The following is a 17,884-nucleotide window of genomic DNA, read 5'->3' as shown; positions in this document are numbered from 1 at the left end:
CGGCGTCAGCCTCTCACCCGTCGCCCCGGTGAGAACCGGGGCAGACGGGCGAATCGCGGCCCTCTGGTGAGCGCGGTGGCGACCATGTGCCCGGAGACACCGCCCAGCCCGGCCCCCGGGTGAGTGGACGCGCCGATGTGCCAGAGGCCGTCAATATCGGTCGCGTGCCGTCCGGAAGCGGGCAGGGGCCGCCAGAGAAGGCTCTGGTCCAGTTCGAGGGAGCCACCGTACGGGTCGCCGCCGGGTGCGTTGGGGTTCCGGCGCGCGAGGTCAGGGGGCGCGATGACATCGACGGCGAGCACCTTGCCGGGCAGATCGGGCGTGTGCCCGGCGATCCGGTTCAGCACCCGGTCGGCGTAGCCCCGGGTCAGCTCCGGGGTCCAGCCCTGAGCGGTGTCCAGCTCACCGGCCGCGTCGCCGCGCGGGATGGACGGCACCTCCTGCAACTGCAACCACAGCGCTGCGGCCCCGGGCGGAACCCGGCCGGGATCCAGGACGTAACTCTGCCCGACGACCACCGTGGGCCGCCGGGGCAGCAGACCCGCCTCGGCCTCGGCGCAGGCGATACCGGTGCTGCCCGAACCGTCGGTCAGATGCACCAGCGGGACCGTGTTCAGCCGTGCGTCGCGCCAGCCGAGCGGCTCGGACAGCGCGACATGGATCTGCATCGCGGCGCGGCCGTAGCGGAACCGCCGCGCCTCGTCGCGTAGTTCACGGGGCACCGAGCCCTCCGGCAGGAGGGTGCCGTAGAGGGCGGTGGGGGTCACCGAGGCGAGGACCGCGCGGCGGGCACGGAAGACCCGGCCGCCCGCCGCCACTCCCACGGCGCGCCCCCGCTCGACGAGGACGCGGTCGACCCGGGTGCCGGTCTCCAGCCGCACGCCCGTCGTCGTCAGCAGCGACCTGAAGGCGTCGAGGAACCGGCCCGCGCCCCCGGCCACCACCGGCACCCCGGCGCCATGCAGAGTGGCGGCGAACAGCGGCACCAGGAATCCGCCCGACGCGTGGTCCGGCGACAGCCCCGCGTGCAGCAGCCACGGGGCGTAGAGATGGTCCACCTCGTCCCCGCGGAACTCCGCGCGCAGGTACCCACGGCCGCTGGTGGCCACCGAGCGCAGCCACCGCTCCACCCCCTGCCGCCCGCCGCCGCGCAGCAGGACGGCCACGTGGCGGAGGGCGGCCGGTGAGCGGAGTTCGCCGCCCATCAGGCCGCCGATCGCCGCCATGTCGGCACCCAGCCGGCCGAGCGCGGCCAGATACGCGGCCCGGTCCGCTTCGTGCGCGAAACCCTCGGCGGTGCGCTCGGGATCGCGGTGCGCAAGCGTGACCCTGCCGTCGTCGGCCACGCTCGCGATGGTCCACTCATCGGTGTTGCGGTACTCCAGCCCATGCCGCCGCAGGGGCTCCCCCAAACGCGCGAACGCCGGTCCTGAGACGAACAGCGGATGCCAGGAGGAGTAGGTGTCGTGGAGGTAGCCCGGCAGGGTGCGCTCCTCGGTGGCGATGAACCCGCCGATGTCCGGTTCGCGCTCCACCAGGATGACGGACCATCCGGCCAGGGCCAGCTCCGCGGCGGCCACCAGGCCGTTGACCCCGGACCCGACGACGACGGCGTCTGCCTCGGCCATCCGGGGTTCCTCCTGCCATCGCGCAGTGGTTTTATCCAATTTCAGCATGCTACGCGAAGGATGCGGCGAAGATACTGAATGACGGGCTGCCCTCGGTACTCGCACGACGCGTGGTTCCCCGACATGTCCGAGGCGGGTGTCAGACTCGCGAGCATGCAGCCCCGCCCCGCCAGCGCCTCGCTCGACATCCCTCACGACGATCCCCGGCTGCGCTACCGGGGCGCGGTGTCCCTGCGGCCGGGCCCCGGGTGGACGGCTCCCTGGCGGCTGCCGCGCGAGGAGGCGGCGCTGTATCTCCCCGAGGGCGGGCTGGGCCGGGCCGCGATGCCGTCCGGGGTGCGGGTGACGCTGCGCACCGACAGCCCCTCGCTCGGCTGCCGCTACCAGGCCGATCCCGCGCCCACGCTGAACGGGCCCGAGGAGCGGGCCCGCCTCGATGTGGTGTGCGACGGGCGGCGGGCGGGCACCGTGGAGCTGGAAACCCACGGCGGGGACGCCGAGTTCCGGTGCGACGGACTGCCGGGGCGGATGGCGGCGGTCGAGCTGTGGCTGCCCTTCTACCATCAGTTCCGGTTGCGCGGACTGTCCGTGGCGGCGGGCTCGGCCGTGGAGGGCGACGAGCCCGGGCCGCGGCCGCGCTGGGTCCACTGCGGCAGCTCCATCTCGCAGGGGCGCGGCGCCGCGTCCCCCAGCCGGACCTGGACCGCCCTGGTGGCCCGGCGGAACCGCTGGGATCTCACCTCGCTGGCCCTGGGCAGGTCCAGCTGTCTGGAGCCCATGACGGCGCGGCTGATGCGGGATCTGCCGGCCGATCTGCTCACCCTCTGCGTCGGGGTCAATGTCCAGGCGCTCGGCAGCCACAACCGCGACGCGCTGGTCTCGGCGCTCATAGGTTTCGTCCGCACCGTGCGCGAGGGCCACCCCACGACCCCGTTCGCCGTGATGTCCACGATCACCGCGCCCGAGCGGGAGGAGGTGCCGGGTCCTTCGGGGATGACGATGCGCGAGTGCCGGGCGCACATACGCCGGGCCGTGACCCTGCTTCGCGACCACGGCGACACGCGGCTGCGCTACCTCCACGGCCCCGACGCTTTCGGCCCCGTCCATACGCGGCTGATGCTGGAGGCCGAGGGGTCGGACCGGCTGCATCCCGCGGCGGACGGCCATCGGGTCCTCGCCTCGCGCTTCAGCACCCTTCTGCGGCGGGCCGGCTGTGTGCCCATACTGACGACGGCCACGGCGGAGTAGCGCCCAGGAACACCGGCCCCTTCAGCCCGAATCGCCCCTCGAGGAGAAGAAGAAGTGACGGAGCAGTCCCAGCGCGGCCTCGACCGCCACCGGCTGATGAAGGTCCTCGCCGACCGGGCGGAGGCGGGCAGCCGCCCCGGGGCGCGTGCGGACGGATACCGGGTGGCCCTGGCGATCGAGGGTGGCGGGATGCGGGGCACGATCTCGGCCGGGATGGCGCTGGCCGTGCACGAGCTGGGGCTGCTGACCGCGTTCGACGCGGTGTACGGGGCCTCGGCGGGGGCCATCTCGGCGGCCTGGCTGGTCAGTTCGCGGCCGGAGGGCCTGCGCGGCTGGGCCGACCCCCGTTTCGCCAGTGCTCTCATCCGCAAGCGCAATCTGCTGCGCGGGCGCCCCATGGTGGATATCGAGACGCTGATCGAAGAGGTCTACATCCGTCAATTCCCGCTGGACTACGCCTCGGTGCTGGCCGCGCCCCTCGCCTTGCATCCGCTGGCCACGGATCTCGAAACCGGCCAACCGGTCGATTTGCACGGCGAGTTGACGGATGAGGTCGCCCTCCGGTTGGCGCTGCGGGCGAGCGCCGCGCTGCCGATGCTGGCGGGCGGCCCGGTCACCATCGGCGGCCGCCGCTTCTACGACGCGGGCCTGGCCGAGTCGATCCCGTTCCGCCAGGCGCTGCGGGACGGCGCGACCCACGTCCTCGTCCTGCGCAGCCGGCCGCCGGTCCAGGACGCGGCGCTCCGGGCCACCCCGTCGATGGGCTCCCGGCTGGTCGCCGCGGTCGCCTTCCGCCAGTACACCCCCCAGTTCCGCGCCGCCTTCCTGAACCGGCCCGCCCGGCTCGCCGACGACGACCGGCTGCTGGCGGTCTACGACACCGACACCGCGGAATCGCCCACGGACCCCGCGGTGCTGTCGGTCCGCCCCGATGCCGCGGCGCCGTCCGTCAGCCGTCTGGAAACGGACAGCGCTCTGCTCGAGGAGGCTCTTGAGGCGGGGCGCCGGGCCATCGTGGCCCAGCTCGCCCCGGCGGCCCGTTCCTGAGCGGAGCGACCGGGGCCACGGGATGTCCGGCGGTTCTTTTCCCCTCCCCGCCCCTTCCCTCAACTGGGGCTCCATCCCAGACCCCGCCCGGACAACCCGGATGTGCGCGGGCGTCCGCCCGGTCATCCGCCGCGCCGGGACGGGGCTAGTCGCAAAGAGCCGCCGTCTGCGCCTTCAGCAGGCCCTTGCTCCGCGGTACGGGCGCCTCGCCCCTGAGCTCCGCGGCGAGGTCGTAGACGGTGGCCGCCAGGACCAGTTGGCGCTGACCGTCGGCGGTGGTGAGGGAGACGCTGGTGTAGCCGGGGCCCGCGCCGTCGGTCTCCCAGGCGGTGAGCGGATCGGCCTTCTTCCCCTCCCCGGTGGCGCACGGCACCTCCATGCGCTGCACCCCGAGTCCGTACGCGGGCGCGTCGGGGAACTTCACCGGGGTCTTGAGCTCGCGCCGCTGGTCGGGGCGGAGCAGCTTGCCCCCGAAGAGTGCGCGCTCGAACCGTGCCAGGTCGTCCACGGTCGAGATCATGGCTCCGGCGGTCCAGTCGTAGGAGGGGCTGAACCGCGTCATATCGCGGCCCTTGAGGTCGTAGCCGTGCAGATGGGAGCCGTGCACCTCGGGATCGGTCACCGGGAAGGAGGTGTCCTTCAGCCCGAGCGGGGCGAGGATCCTGCGGTCGATCTCGGCGGGCGCGGAGCGGTGGGTCACCGCCTCGATCACCTGCCCGGCGAGCAGATAGTTGGTGTTGGAGTACGACCAGCCCTTCCCCGGCGCGAACTCCGGCTCGTGCGCGACCGAGCGGGCGATCACCTCGCGCGGGGTGATGACGTGGTCACGGTCGCCGTCCTCCAGATAGGGGGCGAAGAACGAGGCTTCGGTGGTGGGGTCGTAGATCCCCGAAGTGTGGTTGAGCAGCTGACGGATGGTGATGGCCTTACCGTCGTTGCCGTTCCCCTGGACGACGCCCGGCAGCCACTTCTCCACGCTGTCGTCGAGTGAGAGCCGTCCCTCGCCCTCCAGTTGCAGCAGGACCGTGGAGACGAACGCCTTGGTGTTGCTGGCGATCCGGAACCGCTGCCCCGGCCGGGCCTTCTCGCCGGTCGCCTTGTCCGCGACCCCGGCCGCCGTCCGCCACTCGTCGCCGCCGCGCCGCGCGTAGGCCACCGCGCCCGGGAACCCGTCCTTCACCGTCTGGCCGACGGCCTCCTCGAAGCCGGACGGCGCCGACGGCCCGGCCGACTCCCCCTGGGCCGTGGCGATGGTGACGGTCGCCGTCACCGCCAGCGCGCCGATCCCCGCCCACAGCGCCAGGCCCCTCGCCCGAACTCCCACGACCCCGCTCCTTGCCTTGTTCCGGTGTGCCGTTCGCGGATCATCGTGCCGTCGCGGCGCACCGGGCTCCCATCCCGCTGCCGCCCGTCCCGTACGGGGGATTTCCCCACCCCGTAGCGGCCGGGCGGCCCGTCAGGGTGCCCCGTACACCGGCCCCGGCGGTTCGGCTCCGGCGAGGAGTTTCCGCGCGGTCTCGCCCGCCTCCGCGGGGGTCCGGCGGGCGCCCTTGTCGGCGGTGGGGCCCGGCCGCCAGCCCTCCATGACGGTGATCCGCCCGGCCTCGGCCTCGAAGACCCGGCCCGTGACCCCGGCGCAGGCGGCCGAGCCGAGCCAGACGACGAGCGGTGAGACATTGGCGGGGGCCATCGCGTCGAAGGCGGCGGGGTCGTCCGGTGCGGCCATGTCACCGGCGAACGTCGTCTCCGTCATCCGGGTGCGGGCCGCCGGGGCGATGGCGTTGACCTGGACCCCGTAGCGGCCGAGTTCGGCGGCGGCCACCGAGGTCAGGCCGAGGATCCCGGCCTTGGCCGCGGAGTAGTTGCCCTGTCCGACGCTGCCCAGCAGCCCGGCCCCGGAGCTGGTGTTGACCACCCGCGCGACCGGGGTGCGGCCCGCCTTCGCCTCGGCGCGCCAGTGGGCGGCGGCGTGCCGCAGCGGCAGGAAGTGGCCCTTGAGGTGGACGCGGACCACCGCGTCCCACTCGTCCTCGCCGAGGTTGACGAGCATGCGGTCGCGCAGGAATCCGGCGTTGTTGACGAGGGTGTCGAGCCGGCCGTAGGTGTCCAGGGCGGTGGCCACGAGGGAGGCGGCGCCGTCTGCGGTGGCGATGTCGCCGCCGTGCGCCACCGCCTCCCCGCCCGCGGCCCGGATCTCCTCGACGACCTGCTGGGCCGGGCCCGCCGAAGCCCCGTCGCCGTCCGGGGCCACGCCGAGGTCGTTGACGACGACCTTCGCGCCCTCGGCGGCGAAGGCGAGCGCGTGCGCCCGCCCGAGTCCGCGGCCCGCTCCGGTGACGACGGTGACGCGCCCGTCACACAGTCCGCTCATCTCAGTCCTCCCGTGGTTCTGCCCGGCCGGTGCCGGAGGCCGGCTGGTTGACGTTGGCGGCTTCGAGGAACGCGGGGCGCTCCCCGCCTCCGTGGATGGCGATGCTGGCGCCGCTGATGTATTCGGCCAGCCCGGAGGCGAGGAACACACAGGCGTCTCCGGCCTCGACGGGCTCGGCCATCCGCCCGAGCGGCACGGTCCGGCCGACGGCGGCGATGCCCTCCTCGTCCCCGTAGTGCAGATGCGACAGTTCGGTGCGGACCATGCCGAGCACGAGTGTGTTGACACGGACCGCGGGGGCCCACTCCACTGCCAGGGTGCGTGCCAGGTTCTCCAGGCCCGCCTTGGCGGCTCCGTAGGGTGCGGTGCCGGGGGACGGCCGGGTGCCGCTGACGCTGCCGATCATCACGATCGAGCCCCCGTCCTCCTGTTGGCGCATCAGCTCGTAGGCGCTCAGGGAGACGGTCATGGGAGCGATCAAATTGAGTTCGACGACGCGCGCCGCGCGCCGCTGCCCGGCCTCGGCGATCAGCCCGTAGGGGCTTCCTCCGGCGTTGTTGACCAGCAGGTCGAGCCGTCCGTGGGAGCGGCGCAGCCGGGCGAAGAACGCCTCGACGGCCTCCGGGTCCCGGATGTCGAGCGGTTCGAAGCGCGCCGTGCGCCCTTCGGCCTCGATGGGTTTGCCGGGTGGGCAGCGCGCACAGATCACCACCTCGGCCCCGGCGGTGAGCAGGGCCCGGGTGATCCCCGCTCCGACGCCGCGCGTGCCGCCGGTCACCACGGCGACGCGCCCGGCGAGATCGATGGTGACTGCCACGAGACACCTCCCGCTGCGCGATGAGCGCTGCTACCTTTCCACCTAACAAATGTTTGGTGGAAAGGTATCGGATCTGCTCATGGGTGTCTCCACCTCCGACCCCGCGGCCGGCGTCCGCCTGGTCGCCATGGACTTCCCACCCGTCAACGCCCTCCCCGTGCGGGGCTGGTACGAGCTGGCCGACGCGCTGCGCACCGCGGGCGCCGACCCGTCGGTGCGCTGTGTGGTGCTGGCCGCCGAGGGCCGGGGCTTCAACGCGGGCGTGGACATCAAGGAGATCCAGGCGGCCGAGGGCCATACGGCGCTCATCGGCGCCAACCACGGATGCGCCGAGGCGTTCGCCGCCGTCTACGACTGCCCGGTCCCGGTCGTCGCCGCCGTCCACGGCTTCTGCCTGGGCGGTGGCATCGGTCTCGTGGGGAACGCCGACGCGATCGTGGCCAGCGAGGACGCCACGTTCGGCCTGCCCGAGCTGGACCGCGGCGCACTGGGCGCGGCCACCCATCTGGCGCGGCTGGTCCCGCTCCAGCTGATGCGCGCGCTGTACTACACCGCGCGCACCGCGACGGCCGAGGAGCTGCACCGCCATGGCTCGGTGTGGCGGGTCGTGCCGCGTGCCGGGCTGCGGGAGGCGGCGCTGGAGCTGGCGGGCGAGATCGCCGCCAAGGACGGTGGGCTGCTGCGGCTCGCGAAGGCGGCCATCAACGGCATCGATCCGGTCGATGTGCGCCGGAGCTACCGCTTCGAGCAGGGCTTCACCTTCGAGGCCAATCTGGCGGGCCTGTCCGACGGGCACCGCGACGCGTTCGTCGCCAGGAGCACCGGGAAGGGGTGAGCGGCGTTGGCCGACAAGACGATGACGGCCGAGGAGGTCGTCGGCCGGATCCGCAGCGGTATGACGGTCGGGATCGGCGGCTGGGGGTCGCGGCGCAAGCCCATGGCGCTGGTCCGCGCCCTGCTGCGGTCGGAGGTCACCGATCTGACCGTGGTCTCCTTCGGCGGCCCCGACGTCGGGCTGCTGGCCGCCGCCGGGAAGATCCGCAAGCTGGTGACGGCGTTCGCGACGCTCGACTCGATCCCCCTGGAGCCGCACTTCCGGGCGGCGCGCGAGCGGGGGGACATCGAACTGACCGAGCTGGACGAGTCGATGATGATGTGGGGGCTGACGGCCGCCGTGCACCGGCTGCCGTTCCTGCCCGTCCGCGCGGGCCTCGGCTCGGACGTCATGACGGTCAACCCCGGGCTGCGGACGGTGACATCGCCGTACGAGGACGGTGAGGAGCTGGTGGCGATGCCCGCGCTGCGGCTGGACGTGGCGCTGGTACACCTCAACCGGGCGGACGCGCAGGGCAACGGGCAGTACCTCGGGCCCGATCCGTACTTCGACGACCTGTTCTGCGAGGCGGCCGCGGAGGCGTATCTCTCCTGTGAACGCGTCGTCACCACCGCCGAGTTCGCGGACGCGGGCGGCCCGCGGACGCTGCTGGTCAAGCGGTATACGGTGACCGGTGTGGTCGAGACCCCGGGAGGCGCGCACTTCACCTCCTGCGTGCCCGACTACGGACGGGACGAGGCGTTCCAGAGCGCGTACGCCAAGGCCGCGGCCGACCCGGAGGCGTGGCGGGAGTTCACGAAGCGGTTTCTGTCCGGGGACGAGGAGCGGTACCGGGCCGCGGTGGCGGCGTTCGGGAGGGAGGGCACATGACCGGCGGGGTGACCCGGGCCGAGTACTGCGTGGTGGCCTGTGCCGAGGCATGGCGGGGCGACGGGGAGATCCTGGCCGCCCCGATGGGCGCGGTGCCCAGGGTCGGCGCCCGGCTGGCCAAGCTCACCTTCGCGCCCGGGCTGCTGCTCACGGACGGCGAGGCGATGATCGTGGGCGGCGATCCGGAGGTGGTGGAGGGGTGGCTGCCGTACCGGGCGCATCTGGCGCTGGTCACCGGCGGCCGGCGCCATGTGATGATGGGCGCGAGCCAGCTCGACCGCCACGGCAACCAGAACATCAGCTGCGTCGGCGACTGGAAGCGGCCCAAACGGCAACTGCTGGGGGTGCGGGGAGCGCCGGTCAACACCCTGAACAACCCCACGAGTTACTGGGTGCCCCGGCACTCGCGGCGGGTCTTCGTCGAACGCGTCGACATGGTGTGCGGGGTGGGATACGACCGGGTGGCGGCCGCGGGGCCGGCCGCGGCCCGCTTCCATGACCTCCGGTGTGTGGTGACCGATCTGGCGGTCCTCGACTTCGCCACGCCCGACCACACCCTGCGGGTGCGCTCCCTGCATCCGGGGGTGACCGCCGAGGCGGTGCGGGAGGCCACCGGCTTCCCGCTCGACATCGCCGACGACGTACCGTGCACGCGGGAGCCGACCCCCGCCGAGCTGCGGCTGATCCGGGAGGTCATCGACCCGGAGGGGGCCCGCGAGCGGGAGGTGCCGTCCTGATGGAAACCCCGCTGACCCGGCTCGTCGGGGTGCGCCATCCCATCGTCCAGACGGGCATGGGGTGGGTGGCCGGGCCCCGGCTGGTGTCCGCCGTGGCGAACGCCGGGGCGCTGGGCATCCTGGCCTCCGCGACCATGTCGCCCGAGCGGTTGCGCTCGGCCGTGCGCGAGGTCGCCGCCCGCACCGACGCGCCCTTCGGTGTCAATCTGCGCGCCGACGCCGGAGACGCCGGGGAGCGGGTGCGGATCATCGTCGAGGAGGGGGTGCGGGTCGCCTCGTTCGCGCTGGCTCCCAGGCGTGAGCTGATCGACCGGCTGAAGGACGCGGGCGTGGTGGTCATCCCGTCCGTGGGCGCGCGGCGCCACGCGGAGAAGGTGGCGGGCTGGGGCGCGGACGCGGTGGTGGTGCAGGGCTCCGAGGGCGGTGGCCACACCGGGCAGGTGGCCACCACCGTGCTGCTCCCCCAGGTCGTGGACGCGGTGGACATCCCGGTCGTGGCCGCGGGCGGCTTCCACGACGGACGGGGGCTCGCGGCCGCGCTCGCCTACGGGGCGGCGGGGATCGCCATGGGCACCCGCTTCCTGCTCACCTCCGACAGCACGGTCCCGGACGCGGTGAAGACGCGCTATCTGGCGGCGGCGGTCACCGATGTCACCGTCACCACGGCGGTCGACGGACTCCCCCACCGGATGCTCCGCAGCGAGCTGGTCGACTCCCTCGAGCGCTCCGGCCGCGCCGCCGCGCTCCTTCGCGCGGTGCGCCACGCCGCCGCGTTCCGGCGGCTGGCCGGGCTGAGCTGGCCGAGGATGGTGCGGGACGGGCTGGCGATGCGGCACGGCAAGGACCTCACCTGGAGCCAGGTTCTGCTGGCCGCCACCACTCCGATGCTGCTGAAGGCGTCGATGGTGGACGGCCGCACCGACACGGGGGTGATGGCCTCGGGACAGGTGGCCGGTGTGATCGAGGATCTGCCCTCCTGCGCTGAGCTGGTGGACCGGATCATGGCCGAGGCCGCGACGACCCTGGACCGGCTGACCAGCGGTCGTACAGTGGGGTGAAAGCGGCCAGACCATGACACGGGTAATGGGAGGTCGTCATGGCCGACCCCAAGGGTTTCCTCACCACACCCCGTCGTCTTCCGCCCCGGCGTCCGGTGGACGAGCGGGTGCGGGACTGGAACGAGGTTCCCGCGCCCGGCGGGCTGCTGCCGATCATCAGCGCCCAGGCGGGCCGCTGCATGGACTGCGGCATCCCCTTCTGCCATGAGGGCTGCCCGCTGGGGAACCTCATCCCGGAGTGGAACGACCTGGTATCCCGTGACGACTGGCTGCGCGCGAGCGAGCGGCTGCACGCCACCAACAACTTTCCCGAGTTCACCGGCCGGCTCTGCCCGGCCCCCTGCGAGAGCGCCTGTGTGCTGGCCATCAACCAGCCGGCGGTCACCATCAAGAACGTCGAGGTGGCCATCGCCGACCGGGCCTGGGAGAGCGGCCAGGTGACCCCCAAGCCACCGGACCGGCTGAGCGGCCGGACCGTCGCCGTCATCGGCTCGGGGCCCGCGGGCCTGGCCGCGGCCCAGCAACTCACCCGTGCGGGGCACACCGTGGCGGTGTACGAGCGCGACGACCGGGCGGGCGGACTGCTCCGCTACGGCATCCCCGAGTTCAAGATGGAGAAGCGCCACCTGGACCGGCGGCTGGAGCAGATGCGCGCGGAGGGCACCAAGTTCCGCACCGGCGTGGACGTCGGCACCGATATGGATGCCGCCGAGCTCCGGGCGCGCTACGACGCGGTCGTGATAGCCGTGGGCGCCCGGGCCTGGCGCGAACTCCCCGTCCCGGGAAGGGAGTTGGCCGGGATCCATCAGGCGATGGAGTATCTGCCGATGGCCAACCGGGTGCTGGAGGGCGACTACGCCCGGCCGCCGATCACCGCCGAGGGCAAACATGTGGTCATCGTCGGCGGCGGGGACACCGGCGCGGACTGTCTGGGCACGGTGCTGCGGCAGGGCGCCGTCTCCGTGACCCAGCTGGACATCCACCCCCGGCCCGGCGACGAGCGGACCGAGGGCGAGCCCTGGCCCACCTACCCCAAGATCTACCGGATGTCCGCCGCCCATGAGGAGGCGCGGGAGCTGGCGGCCTCTCCGGAGGCGGACGTGGACGCGCGGGTCTTCGCCGCGACCACGGTCCGCTTCGAGGGGACCCCACCGGACGCGGGGCGGCCGAACGGCGGTGTCCGGGCGCTGCGTCTGGTCGGGGCCCGTGCCGATGGGGAGTCCGGGCCGGGCACGGAGCGGGTGCTGCGGGCGGATCTGGTGCTGCTGGCTCTCGGCTTCCGCGGCCCGGAGCGGGACGGAGAGCTGCTGGACCAGCTCGGTCTCGAACTCGACGAGCGCGGCACCGTCGCCCGTGACGCGTCGTTCGCCACCGGCGCGGAGGGGGTGTTCGTGGCGGGCGACGCGGGCCGTGGCCAGTCGCTGATCGTCTGGGCGATCGCCGAGGGCCGCTCGGCCGCGGCGGCCGTGGACCGCTATCTCGCGGGCTCCACGACGCTCCCGGCGCCGATCGGGCCGACCGACCTGCCGATGACGGCCTGACCACCGACCTGCCGAGACGGCCCGACGACCGACCTGCCGATGACGGTCCGGCGCGGCGGTGGCCGGGTGGCCGGGAACTGACGCGGGCGGGGCGGGCCGCCTGCCGCGGGGGCGCGGCGCGGGCATAGTGTGCGTCCATGATCTCGCAATCCCCCCTCCTCACCGTGGCCGACGGTGTGCACATCTGGTCCCCGACCCCGAGCGCCGGCTGGGGTCTGGCCAACTGCGGTCTGATCGTCTCGCCCGACGGCCACGCCGCCTGGGTCGACAGCCCTTACGACCGCCGGATGGCCGGTGAGTTCCTCGAACACAGCCGTGCCCTGCTGCCCGACGGGGGCCGGATCGAGCGGGTGATCGTCACCCATGCCAATGGCGACCACCTGTGGGGCGCTGAGGTCGTACCGGACGCGGAGATCGTGGCCACCCGTGAGGCGCTGGGCCACATCGAGTACGAGCCCTCGCCGCAGCAGCTGCACGGCCTGGTGCACGGCAGCGATCCGGCGACTCCGCTCGGCTGGTACCTCCAGCGGCACTTCGGGCGGTTCGACTGGTCCGCCACCGAGGTGGTGGAGCCGACGCTCACCTTCGTAGGCGAGCTCGACCTGCGCGTGGGCCAGGTGCCGGTGCGGCTGTTCAGTCTGGAATCCGCGCACACCGCGGGCGATCTGGTGGCGTATCTGCCGCGGCAGAAGGTGGCGTTCACCGGCGATGTCATCTTCGCCTCCGGCCCCCGGGACCCGGGCGACCACGCGGTGCACTGGGCGGGCCCGCTGGCCAATGTGATCGCCGCGTGCGAACGGGTGCTCGAGACCGGGGCCGAGGTGATCGTGCCCGGCCATGGCCCGGTCCTCGACCGGGAGGGAGTGCGCGGCCACATCGGCTATCTGGAGCATCTGCGGGACCGCACCCGGCAGTTGCACACGGCCGGGGTACCGGCCCTGGAGGCCGCCCGCACCCTGATCGCCGAGAACACCTATCCGTCGCTGGGCCTGCCCGAGCGGCTGGTGATCACGGTGGGCTCGGAGTACCGGCATCTGAACGGTGCCGAGGAGGCGGCGGACCTCGTGACCACCATGGCCGACCTGGCCCAGGTGGCATGGGAGCGGCGCGAGGACACGCCGGCGCCCTCGGCCTGACCACCTGGTCAACCTGGTCACCGCAGGGCGCGTGCCCCGGCCGGGAGATCCTGCTCGGTCCAGATGATCTTGCCCTGGCTGGTGTAGCGGGTGCCCCAGCGCTGGACCATCTGGGCGACGAGGAACAGTCCGCGTCCCCCCTCGTCGGTGGTGGCCGCCCGGCGCAGATGGGGCGCGGTGGTGCTGCCGTCGGCGACCTCGCAGATCAGCGCCCGGTTGCGCAGCAGTCGCAGCCGTACGGGGCCCACGGCGTGCCGGATGGCGTTGCCGAGCAGCTCGCTGACCACCAGCTCGGTGGTGAAGGCGGCCTCCTCCAGGTGCCACTCGGCCAGGGTGCGGGCGACGGCCGCCCGCATCCTGGCCACGACCTCCGGGTCCGCCGGGAGATCCCAAGAGGCCACCCGGCGCGCGTCCAGCGCGGTGGTGCGGGCGATGAGCAGGCAGACGTCGTCGGTGCGCCGCGGTGAGAGCAGGGCGGCCATCACGGTGTCGCAGGCCCGCTCCGGGTCGGGGTCGGCGTCGGTGAGGGCGTCCCGCAACTGGTCCAGCCCGGTTTCGATGTCCCGTTCGCGGTCCTGGACCAGCCCGTCGGTGTAGAGGACGAGACGGCTGCCCTCGGGCAGCTCCGTCTCGGCCGCCTCGTAGAGCCGTCCGCCGAGCCCCAGCGGCGGTCCCGCGGGCAGGTCGAGGAAGGTCACCGAGCCATCGGGGTGGACCAGGGCCGGGGGCGGATGCCCGGCCCGCGCCAGGGTGCAGTGCCGGGAGACCGGGTCGTAGACCGCGTACAGACACGTGGCGCCGGCTGCCCCAGCGCCGGGGCCGGTCTCCTCGCGGTCGAGCTGGTCGACCACGTCGTCCAGCCGGGCGAGCAGCTCATCGGGGGGAAGGTCCACGACGGAGAAGTTGCGCACGGCGGTGCGCAGCCGGCCCATGGTCGCGGCGGCGTGCAGTCCGTGGCCGACGACATCGCCGACGACGAGGGCGACCCGGGCCCCGGACAGCGGGATGACGTCGAACCAGTCGCCCCGCACCCCGCCGGGGGCGGGCAGATAGCGCTGGGCGGCCACGACGGCCTGCTGCTCGGGGCGGCCGCGCGGCAGCAGGCTCTCCTGGAGGGCCAGGGTGGTGGCGTGCTCGCGCGCGTAGCGGCGGGCGTTGTCGATGGCGACGGCCGCCTGACCGGCCAGCTCCTCGCCGAAGGTCCGGTCCTCCTCGTCGAAGGGCGGGGTGTTCCCCGAGCGCCAGAACGCCGCCTGGCCCAGCCGGACGCCGCGCCCGCTGAGCGGAACGGTCAGCAGCGAGTGGATGCCGTACTCCCTCACCCACCCCAGCCGCTCCGGGTCCTGGGGTGTCCAGCCGGGGTGCGACGGCAGCTCGCCGACGTCGAACACGCGCGCCTGACCGGTGCCACCGGCCCGCTGGGTGACGGGGAAGGACGAGACCCGCTCACCGACCCGGCGCAGCGGGGGGTCCTGCCGGATGCCGCTGAAGGCGGCCCGGCGCAGCGGCGAGTCCCGGTCGCCCGGCTCCTCGCCGCGCAGGACGGCCTCGTGCAGATCGACGGTGGCGTAGTCGGCGAAGCGCGGCACGGCGACCCGGGTCAGTTCCTCGGCGGTGCCTTCCATGTCGAGGCTGCTGCCCACGCGGACTCCCGCCTCGTACAGCAGCTGGAGGCGTGCGTAGGCCCGGTCGGCCTTGTCCGTCAGGGCACGCAGCTCGGTGGTGTCCCGCAGGGTGGCGACGCTGCCCCAGGGCTGTCCGGCCCGCTTCGCCGGGCGCTGGTTGACCGCCAGCAGCCGGTGCCCGACCTCGTACACTTCGTCGGTGGCCTCGCGGCCGGAGGCGAGCAGCCCGGCGATCTCCGGGGGCAGGCCGACGTCGGTGATCTGCCGTCCGTCCGAGTCGCGTGCGAGACCCAGCAGGAGCAGCGCCTCGTCGTTGGCGAGCAGCAGCCGTCCCTCGTCGTCGAGGATCAGCACCCCCTCCCGGACCGAGCGCAGCACGGCGTCGTGGTGTTCGTACATCCTGGTGATCTCGGCGGGGCCGAGCCGGTGGGTCTGCCGCCGCAGCCGCCGGGCCACGAGCGCCGCGCCGCCACCGCCCAGGAGGAGGGCGAAGGCCGTGGAGCCGTAGATCACCGGCAGTTGGCGGCTGACCGTACGGGCCACGGAGGGGATGGAGACCCCGGCGTTGACGATGCCGATCACCCGGCCGCGGGAGTCGGTGACCGGAACGGCTGCCCGGATCGAGGCGGCCGGGCGGGTGACGCCCGGGGTCTTGTCGGTGAAGGCCCGGCCCACCGTGGCCGGGTAGAGGCCGCGGTCGACGCGCTTGCCGATCAGCTTGGGGTTCGGATGGCTGCACCGGATGCCCCGGGGGGTGGTCACCACGATGTAGTCGACACCGGCCCGCTTGCGGACCTTCTCGGCGTAGGGCTGGAGGGTCCTGGCGGGGTGGCGGGACTCCAGCGCCTGCTGGACGCCGGGGGCGACGGCCACGGCCCGTGCGACGGTCAGGGCACGGGCCCGGGCCTGGCTCTCCCGGCTGCCGCGCGCCTGGAGGGACAGCGTGGCCCCCGCGGCGAGCACCAGGAGCGTCACGATGATCAGCATCAGGGCGAACACCTGCCCGCCGACACTGCGCGAGCCCAGCGCCGAGCGCACTTTCACATGCTCTGTCTAACGCACATCCGCGGGTCGCACACCTGGTGGCGGCCGGGGCGGGAGCATTCGCGGTCAGAAATTGATCATGTGTCCGGCGAGCCCGTGGACGGCCTCCTTCACCGCCTCGCTGAGGGTCGGATGGGCGTGGACATTGCGGGCCACCTCGTGCGCGGTGAGATCCCACTGCTGGGCGAGGGTGAGCTCGGGCAGCAGCTCGGTGACCTCGGGGCCGATGAGATGGCCGCCCAGCAGCTCGCCGTGGCGGCCGTCGCCGATGAGCTTCACGAAGCCGACGGGGTCGCCGAGCCCCTGGGCCTTCCCGTTGGCGGTGAACGGGAACTTCGCCACCCGGACGTCGAAACCGCGCTCGCGCGCCTGGGCCTCGGTCCAGCCGAAGCTGGCGATCTGCGGCTGGCAGAAGGTGGCGCGCGGGATCATCACATAGTCCAGCTCCATGGACTCCGCCCCGGCGATGGTCTCCGCCGCGACGATGCCCATGGCCTCGGCGGCGTGCGCCAGCATCAGCTTGGCGGTGACGTCGCCGATGGCGAAGATGTGCGGCACATTGGTGCGGCACCGGCCGTCGACGCCGATGGCGCCCCGTTCGGTCAGCCGGACACCTGTGTGCTCAAGACCGTATCCCTCCACCCGCGGCCGGAACCCGATGGCCTGGAGCACCCGGGCGGCCTGGAGGGTCTGCCGCTGGCCGCCGGTGGTCACCATGACCTTGACCGCGGGGCCCGCGTCGTTGATCGCCTCCACCCGGGTGGAGGTGAGGATGTTCATGCCGAGCCTGCGGAAGCGCCGGGTCAGCTCGGCGGAGACCTCCTCGTCCTCCAGGGGCACGATCCGGTCCATGAACTCCACCAGCGTCACCTGCACCCCGTAGCTGTGCATGATGTACGCGAACTCCACGCCGATGGCTCCCGCGCCCGCGATCAGGACGCTGCCGGGCAGGGTGGGCGAGAGGATCTGCTCCTCGTAGGTGACCACCCGCTCGCTGAGGGAGGTGCCGGGCAGCAGATTGGTGATCGAGCCCGCGGCGATCACGCAGTGGTCGAAGGTGAGCGTCTCCGTGCCGCCGCCGGAGCGGGTGACCAGCATGTCGTGGGGGCCGGTGAAGGCGCCCCGCCCCTCGAACTGGGTGATCTTGTTCTTCTTCATCAGATAGTGGACGCCCTTGACCCGTCCGTCGGCCACCTTGCGGCTGCGCTCGAACGCGTCGCGGTAGTCCACGGTGACATCGCCGTTCACCCGGATGCCGAAGTCCTTGGCCTCGTGGATGAACAGATGGGCCAGCTCGGCGTTGCGCAGCAGGGCCTTGGACGGGATGCAGCCCACGTTCAGGCAGACGCCGCCCCAGTAGCGTTCCTCGACCACGGCCGTGGTCAGGCCCAGCTGAGCGGCGCGGATCGCGGCGACATAGCCACCCGGTCCGGCTCCCAGGACCACCACGTCGAAATGTGCGCTCATGCGTCGCACCTTAGACATTAGAGTCGGGGTATGGCTTCAGACGAGGGGTCCGTACGGGTGGACAGCTGGATCTGGTCCGTGCGGCTGACGAAGACGCGCTCCATGGCGTCCTCGGCCTGCCGCGCGGGGCACGTCCGGGTCAACGGCGAGCGCGTCAAGCCCGCGCACACGGTGCGGTCCGGGGACGAGGTGCGGCTGCGCCATGCGGGGCGCGACCGGATCGTGGTCGTCTCGCGCATCGTGCGCAAGCGGGTCGGGGCGCCGGTGGCGGTGGAGTGCTACGTGGACAACAGCCCGCCGCCGCCTCCGCGCGAGCACACCGTGCCGATCGGGCTGCGCGACCGCGGCACGGGCCGCCCCACCAAGCGCGACCGGCGCGAGATGGAGCGGCTGCGCGGCACGCCCGGGGGCCTCGGCTAGGGGGTGTCCGGCGGACCGCGCGGCGGAACCGCGTATCGGT

General features: G+C 73.2%; 15 protein-coding genes. 9 read left to right on the top strand and 6 right to left on the bottom strand.

Annotation, left to right across the window (positions count from 1 at the left end; all coding sequences use genetic code 11):
* Positions 1-5: 5 nt before the first annotated feature.
* Entirely contained in the window at positions 6-1,628 is a 1,623-nt protein-coding gene (locus ACJX2R_RS45315; protein ID WP_413104847.1) for a phytoene desaturase family protein, read from the bottom strand.
* A 153-nt stretch (positions 1,629-1,781) separates the two neighbouring features.
* On the opposite strand from ACJX2R_RS45315, the gene ACJX2R_RS45310 reads away from it, so the two are divergent.
* Together ACJX2R_RS45310 and ACJX2R_RS45305 are read left to right on the top strand one after the other, a co-directional pair.
* Complete coding sequence (locus ACJX2R_RS45310) at positions 1,782-2,876, top strand: GDSL-type esterase/lipase family protein (protein WP_413104846.1); 1,095 nt, start codon at positions 1,782-1,784, stop codon at positions 2,874-2,876.
* 54 nt (positions 2,877-2,930) lie between these two features.
* A complete protein-coding gene (locus tag ACJX2R_RS45305) occupies positions 2,931-3,923 on the top strand; it encodes a patatin-like phospholipase family protein (protein WP_413104845.1) in 993 nt (330 codons plus the stop codon).
* Positions 3,924-4,068: 145 nt separating this feature from the next.
* Here the strand turns inward: ACJX2R_RS45305 and ACJX2R_RS45300 are convergent, their stop codons facing one another.
* The 3 genes from ACJX2R_RS45300 to ACJX2R_RS45290 form a co-directional block, all read right to left on the bottom strand.
* Positions 4,069-5,247, bottom strand: coding sequence for a serine hydrolase domain-containing protein (locus ACJX2R_RS45300; protein ID WP_413104844.1), 1,179 nt, complete (start codon positions 5,245-5,247; stop codon positions 4,069-4,071).
* A gap of 132 nt (positions 5,248-5,379) precedes the next feature.
* Entirely contained in the window at positions 5,380-6,294 is a 915-nt protein-coding gene (locus tag ACJX2R_RS45295) for an SDR family oxidoreductase (protein WP_413104843.1), read from the bottom strand.
* A gap of 1 nt (position 6,295) precedes the next feature.
* Positions 6,296-7,111 (bottom strand): SDR family oxidoreductase, encoded by an 816-nt coding sequence (locus ACJX2R_RS45290; RefSeq protein WP_413104842.1) that lies wholly within the window; start codon positions 7,109-7,111, stop codon positions 6,296-6,298.
* A gap of 79 nt (positions 7,112-7,190) precedes the next feature.
* Between ACJX2R_RS45290 and ACJX2R_RS45285 the strand changes: the two genes are divergently transcribed.
* The 6 genes from ACJX2R_RS45285 (at position 7,191) to ACJX2R_RS45260 (ending at position 13,288) form a co-directional block, all read left to right on the top strand.
* The gene (locus ACJX2R_RS45285; RefSeq protein ID WP_413104841.1) at positions 7,191-7,946 is read left to right on the top strand and encodes an enoyl-CoA hydratase family protein; all 756 of its coding nucleotides are present in this window, start codon (positions 7,191-7,193) and stop codon (positions 7,944-7,946) included.
* A 21-nt stretch (positions 7,947-7,967) separates the two neighbouring features.
* Positions 7,968-8,816, top strand: coding sequence for a CoA transferase subunit A (locus ACJX2R_RS45280; RefSeq protein ID WP_413106118.1), 849 nt, complete (start codon positions 7,968-7,970; stop codon positions 8,814-8,816).
* Positions 8,813-9,553 carry a CoA-transferase subunit beta gene (locus ACJX2R_RS45275; RefSeq protein ID WP_413104840.1) on the top strand — a complete coding sequence of 247 codons (741 nt, stop codon included), beginning with the start codon at positions 8,813-8,815 and terminating at the stop codon, positions 9,551-9,553. The genes ACJX2R_RS45280 and ACJX2R_RS45275 overlap by 4 nt, the downstream gene beginning before the upstream one ends.
* Positions 9,553-10,611, top strand: coding sequence for an NAD(P)H-dependent flavin oxidoreductase (locus tag ACJX2R_RS45270; protein WP_413104839.1), 1,059 nt, complete (start codon positions 9,553-9,555; stop codon positions 10,609-10,611). The genes ACJX2R_RS45275 and ACJX2R_RS45270 overlap by 1 nt, the downstream gene beginning before the upstream one ends.
* Positions 10,612-10,649: 38 nt before the next feature.
* Positions 10,650-12,152 (top strand): glutamate synthase subunit beta, encoded by a 1,503-nt coding sequence (locus ACJX2R_RS45265; protein ID WP_413104838.1) that lies wholly within the window; start codon positions 10,650-10,652, stop codon positions 12,150-12,152.
* A gap of 137 nt (positions 12,153-12,289) precedes the next feature.
* A complete protein-coding gene (locus tag ACJX2R_RS45260) occupies positions 12,290-13,288 on the top strand; it encodes an MBL fold metallo-hydrolase (RefSeq protein WP_413104837.1) in 999 nt (332 codons plus the stop codon).
* A gap of 17 nt (positions 13,289-13,305) precedes the next feature.
* On the opposite strand, the gene ACJX2R_RS45255 is transcribed toward ACJX2R_RS45260, so the two are convergent.
* Both ACJX2R_RS45255 and lpdA read right to left on the bottom strand, forming a co-directional pair.
* The gene (locus ACJX2R_RS45255) at positions 13,306-15,900 is read right to left on the bottom strand and encodes a SpoIIE family protein phosphatase (protein ID WP_413106117.1); all 2,595 of its coding nucleotides are present in this window, start codon (positions 15,898-15,900) and stop codon (positions 13,306-13,308) included.
* Between the two features lie 123 nt (positions 15,901-16,023).
* Entirely contained in the window at positions 16,024-17,424 is a 1,401-nt protein-coding gene (gene lpdA / locus ACJX2R_RS45250) for a dihydrolipoyl dehydrogenase (RefSeq protein ID WP_413104836.1), read from the bottom strand.
* A 30-nt stretch (positions 17,425-17,454) separates the two neighbouring features.
* Between lpdA and ACJX2R_RS45245 the strand changes: the two genes are divergently transcribed.
* A complete protein-coding gene (locus ACJX2R_RS45245; RefSeq protein WP_044567614.1) occupies positions 17,455-17,844 on the top strand; it encodes an RNA-binding S4 domain-containing protein in 390 nt (129 codons plus the stop codon).
* Positions 17,845-17,884: the final 40 nt, after the last annotated feature.

The organism is Streptomyces sp. Inha503 (assembly GCF_047215865.1).
Taxonomy (GTDB): Bacteria; Actinomycetota; Actinomycetes; order Streptomycetales; family Streptomycetaceae; genus Streptomyces; species Streptomyces lycopersici.
This window is presented reverse-complemented; position numbering and strand designations above follow the sequence as displayed.

Coding starts and splice junctions, on each gene's coding strand:
- ACJX2R_RS45315 (WP_413104847.1), bottom strand. CDS start 1,628: ATGGCCGAGGCAGACGCCGTCGTCGTCGGGTCCGGGGTCAACGGCCTG.
- ACJX2R_RS45310 (WP_413104846.1), top strand. CDS start 1,782: ATGCAGCCCCGCCCCGCCAGCGCCTCGCTCGACATCCCTCACGACGAT.
- ACJX2R_RS45295 (WP_413104843.1), bottom strand. CDS start 6,294: ATGAGCGGACTGTGTGACGGGCGCGTCACCGTCGTCACCGGAGCGGGC.
- ACJX2R_RS45285 (WP_413104841.1), top strand. CDS start 7,191: ATGGGTGTCTCCACCTCCGACCCCGCGGCCGGCGTCCGCCTGGTCGCC.
- ACJX2R_RS45280 (WP_413106118.1), top strand. CDS start 7,968: ATGACGGCCGAGGAGGTCGTCGGCCGGATCCGCAGCGGTATGACGGTC.
- ACJX2R_RS45275 (WP_413104840.1), top strand. CDS start 8,813: ATGACCGGCGGGGTGACCCGGGCCGAGTACTGCGTGGTGGCCTGTGCC.
- ACJX2R_RS45270 (WP_413104839.1), top strand. CDS start 9,553: ATGGAAACCCCGCTGACCCGGCTCGTCGGGGTGCGCCATCCCATCGTC.
- ACJX2R_RS45265 (WP_413104838.1), top strand. CDS start 10,650: ATGGCCGACCCCAAGGGTTTCCTCACCACACCCCGTCGTCTTCCGCCC.
- ACJX2R_RS45260 (WP_413104837.1), top strand. CDS start 12,290: ATGATCTCGCAATCCCCCCTCCTCACCGTGGCCGACGGTGTGCACATC.
- ACJX2R_RS45255 (WP_413106117.1), bottom strand. CDS start 15,900: ATGCTGATCATCGTGACGCTCCTGGTGCTCGCCGCGGGGGCCACGCTG.
- lpdA (WP_413104836.1), bottom strand. CDS start 17,424: ATGAGCGCACATTTCGACGTGGTGGTCCTGGGAGCCGGACCGGGTGGC.
- ACJX2R_RS45245 (WP_044567614.1), top strand. CDS start 17,455: ATGGCTTCAGACGAGGGGTCCGTACGGGTGGACAGCTGGATCTGGTCC.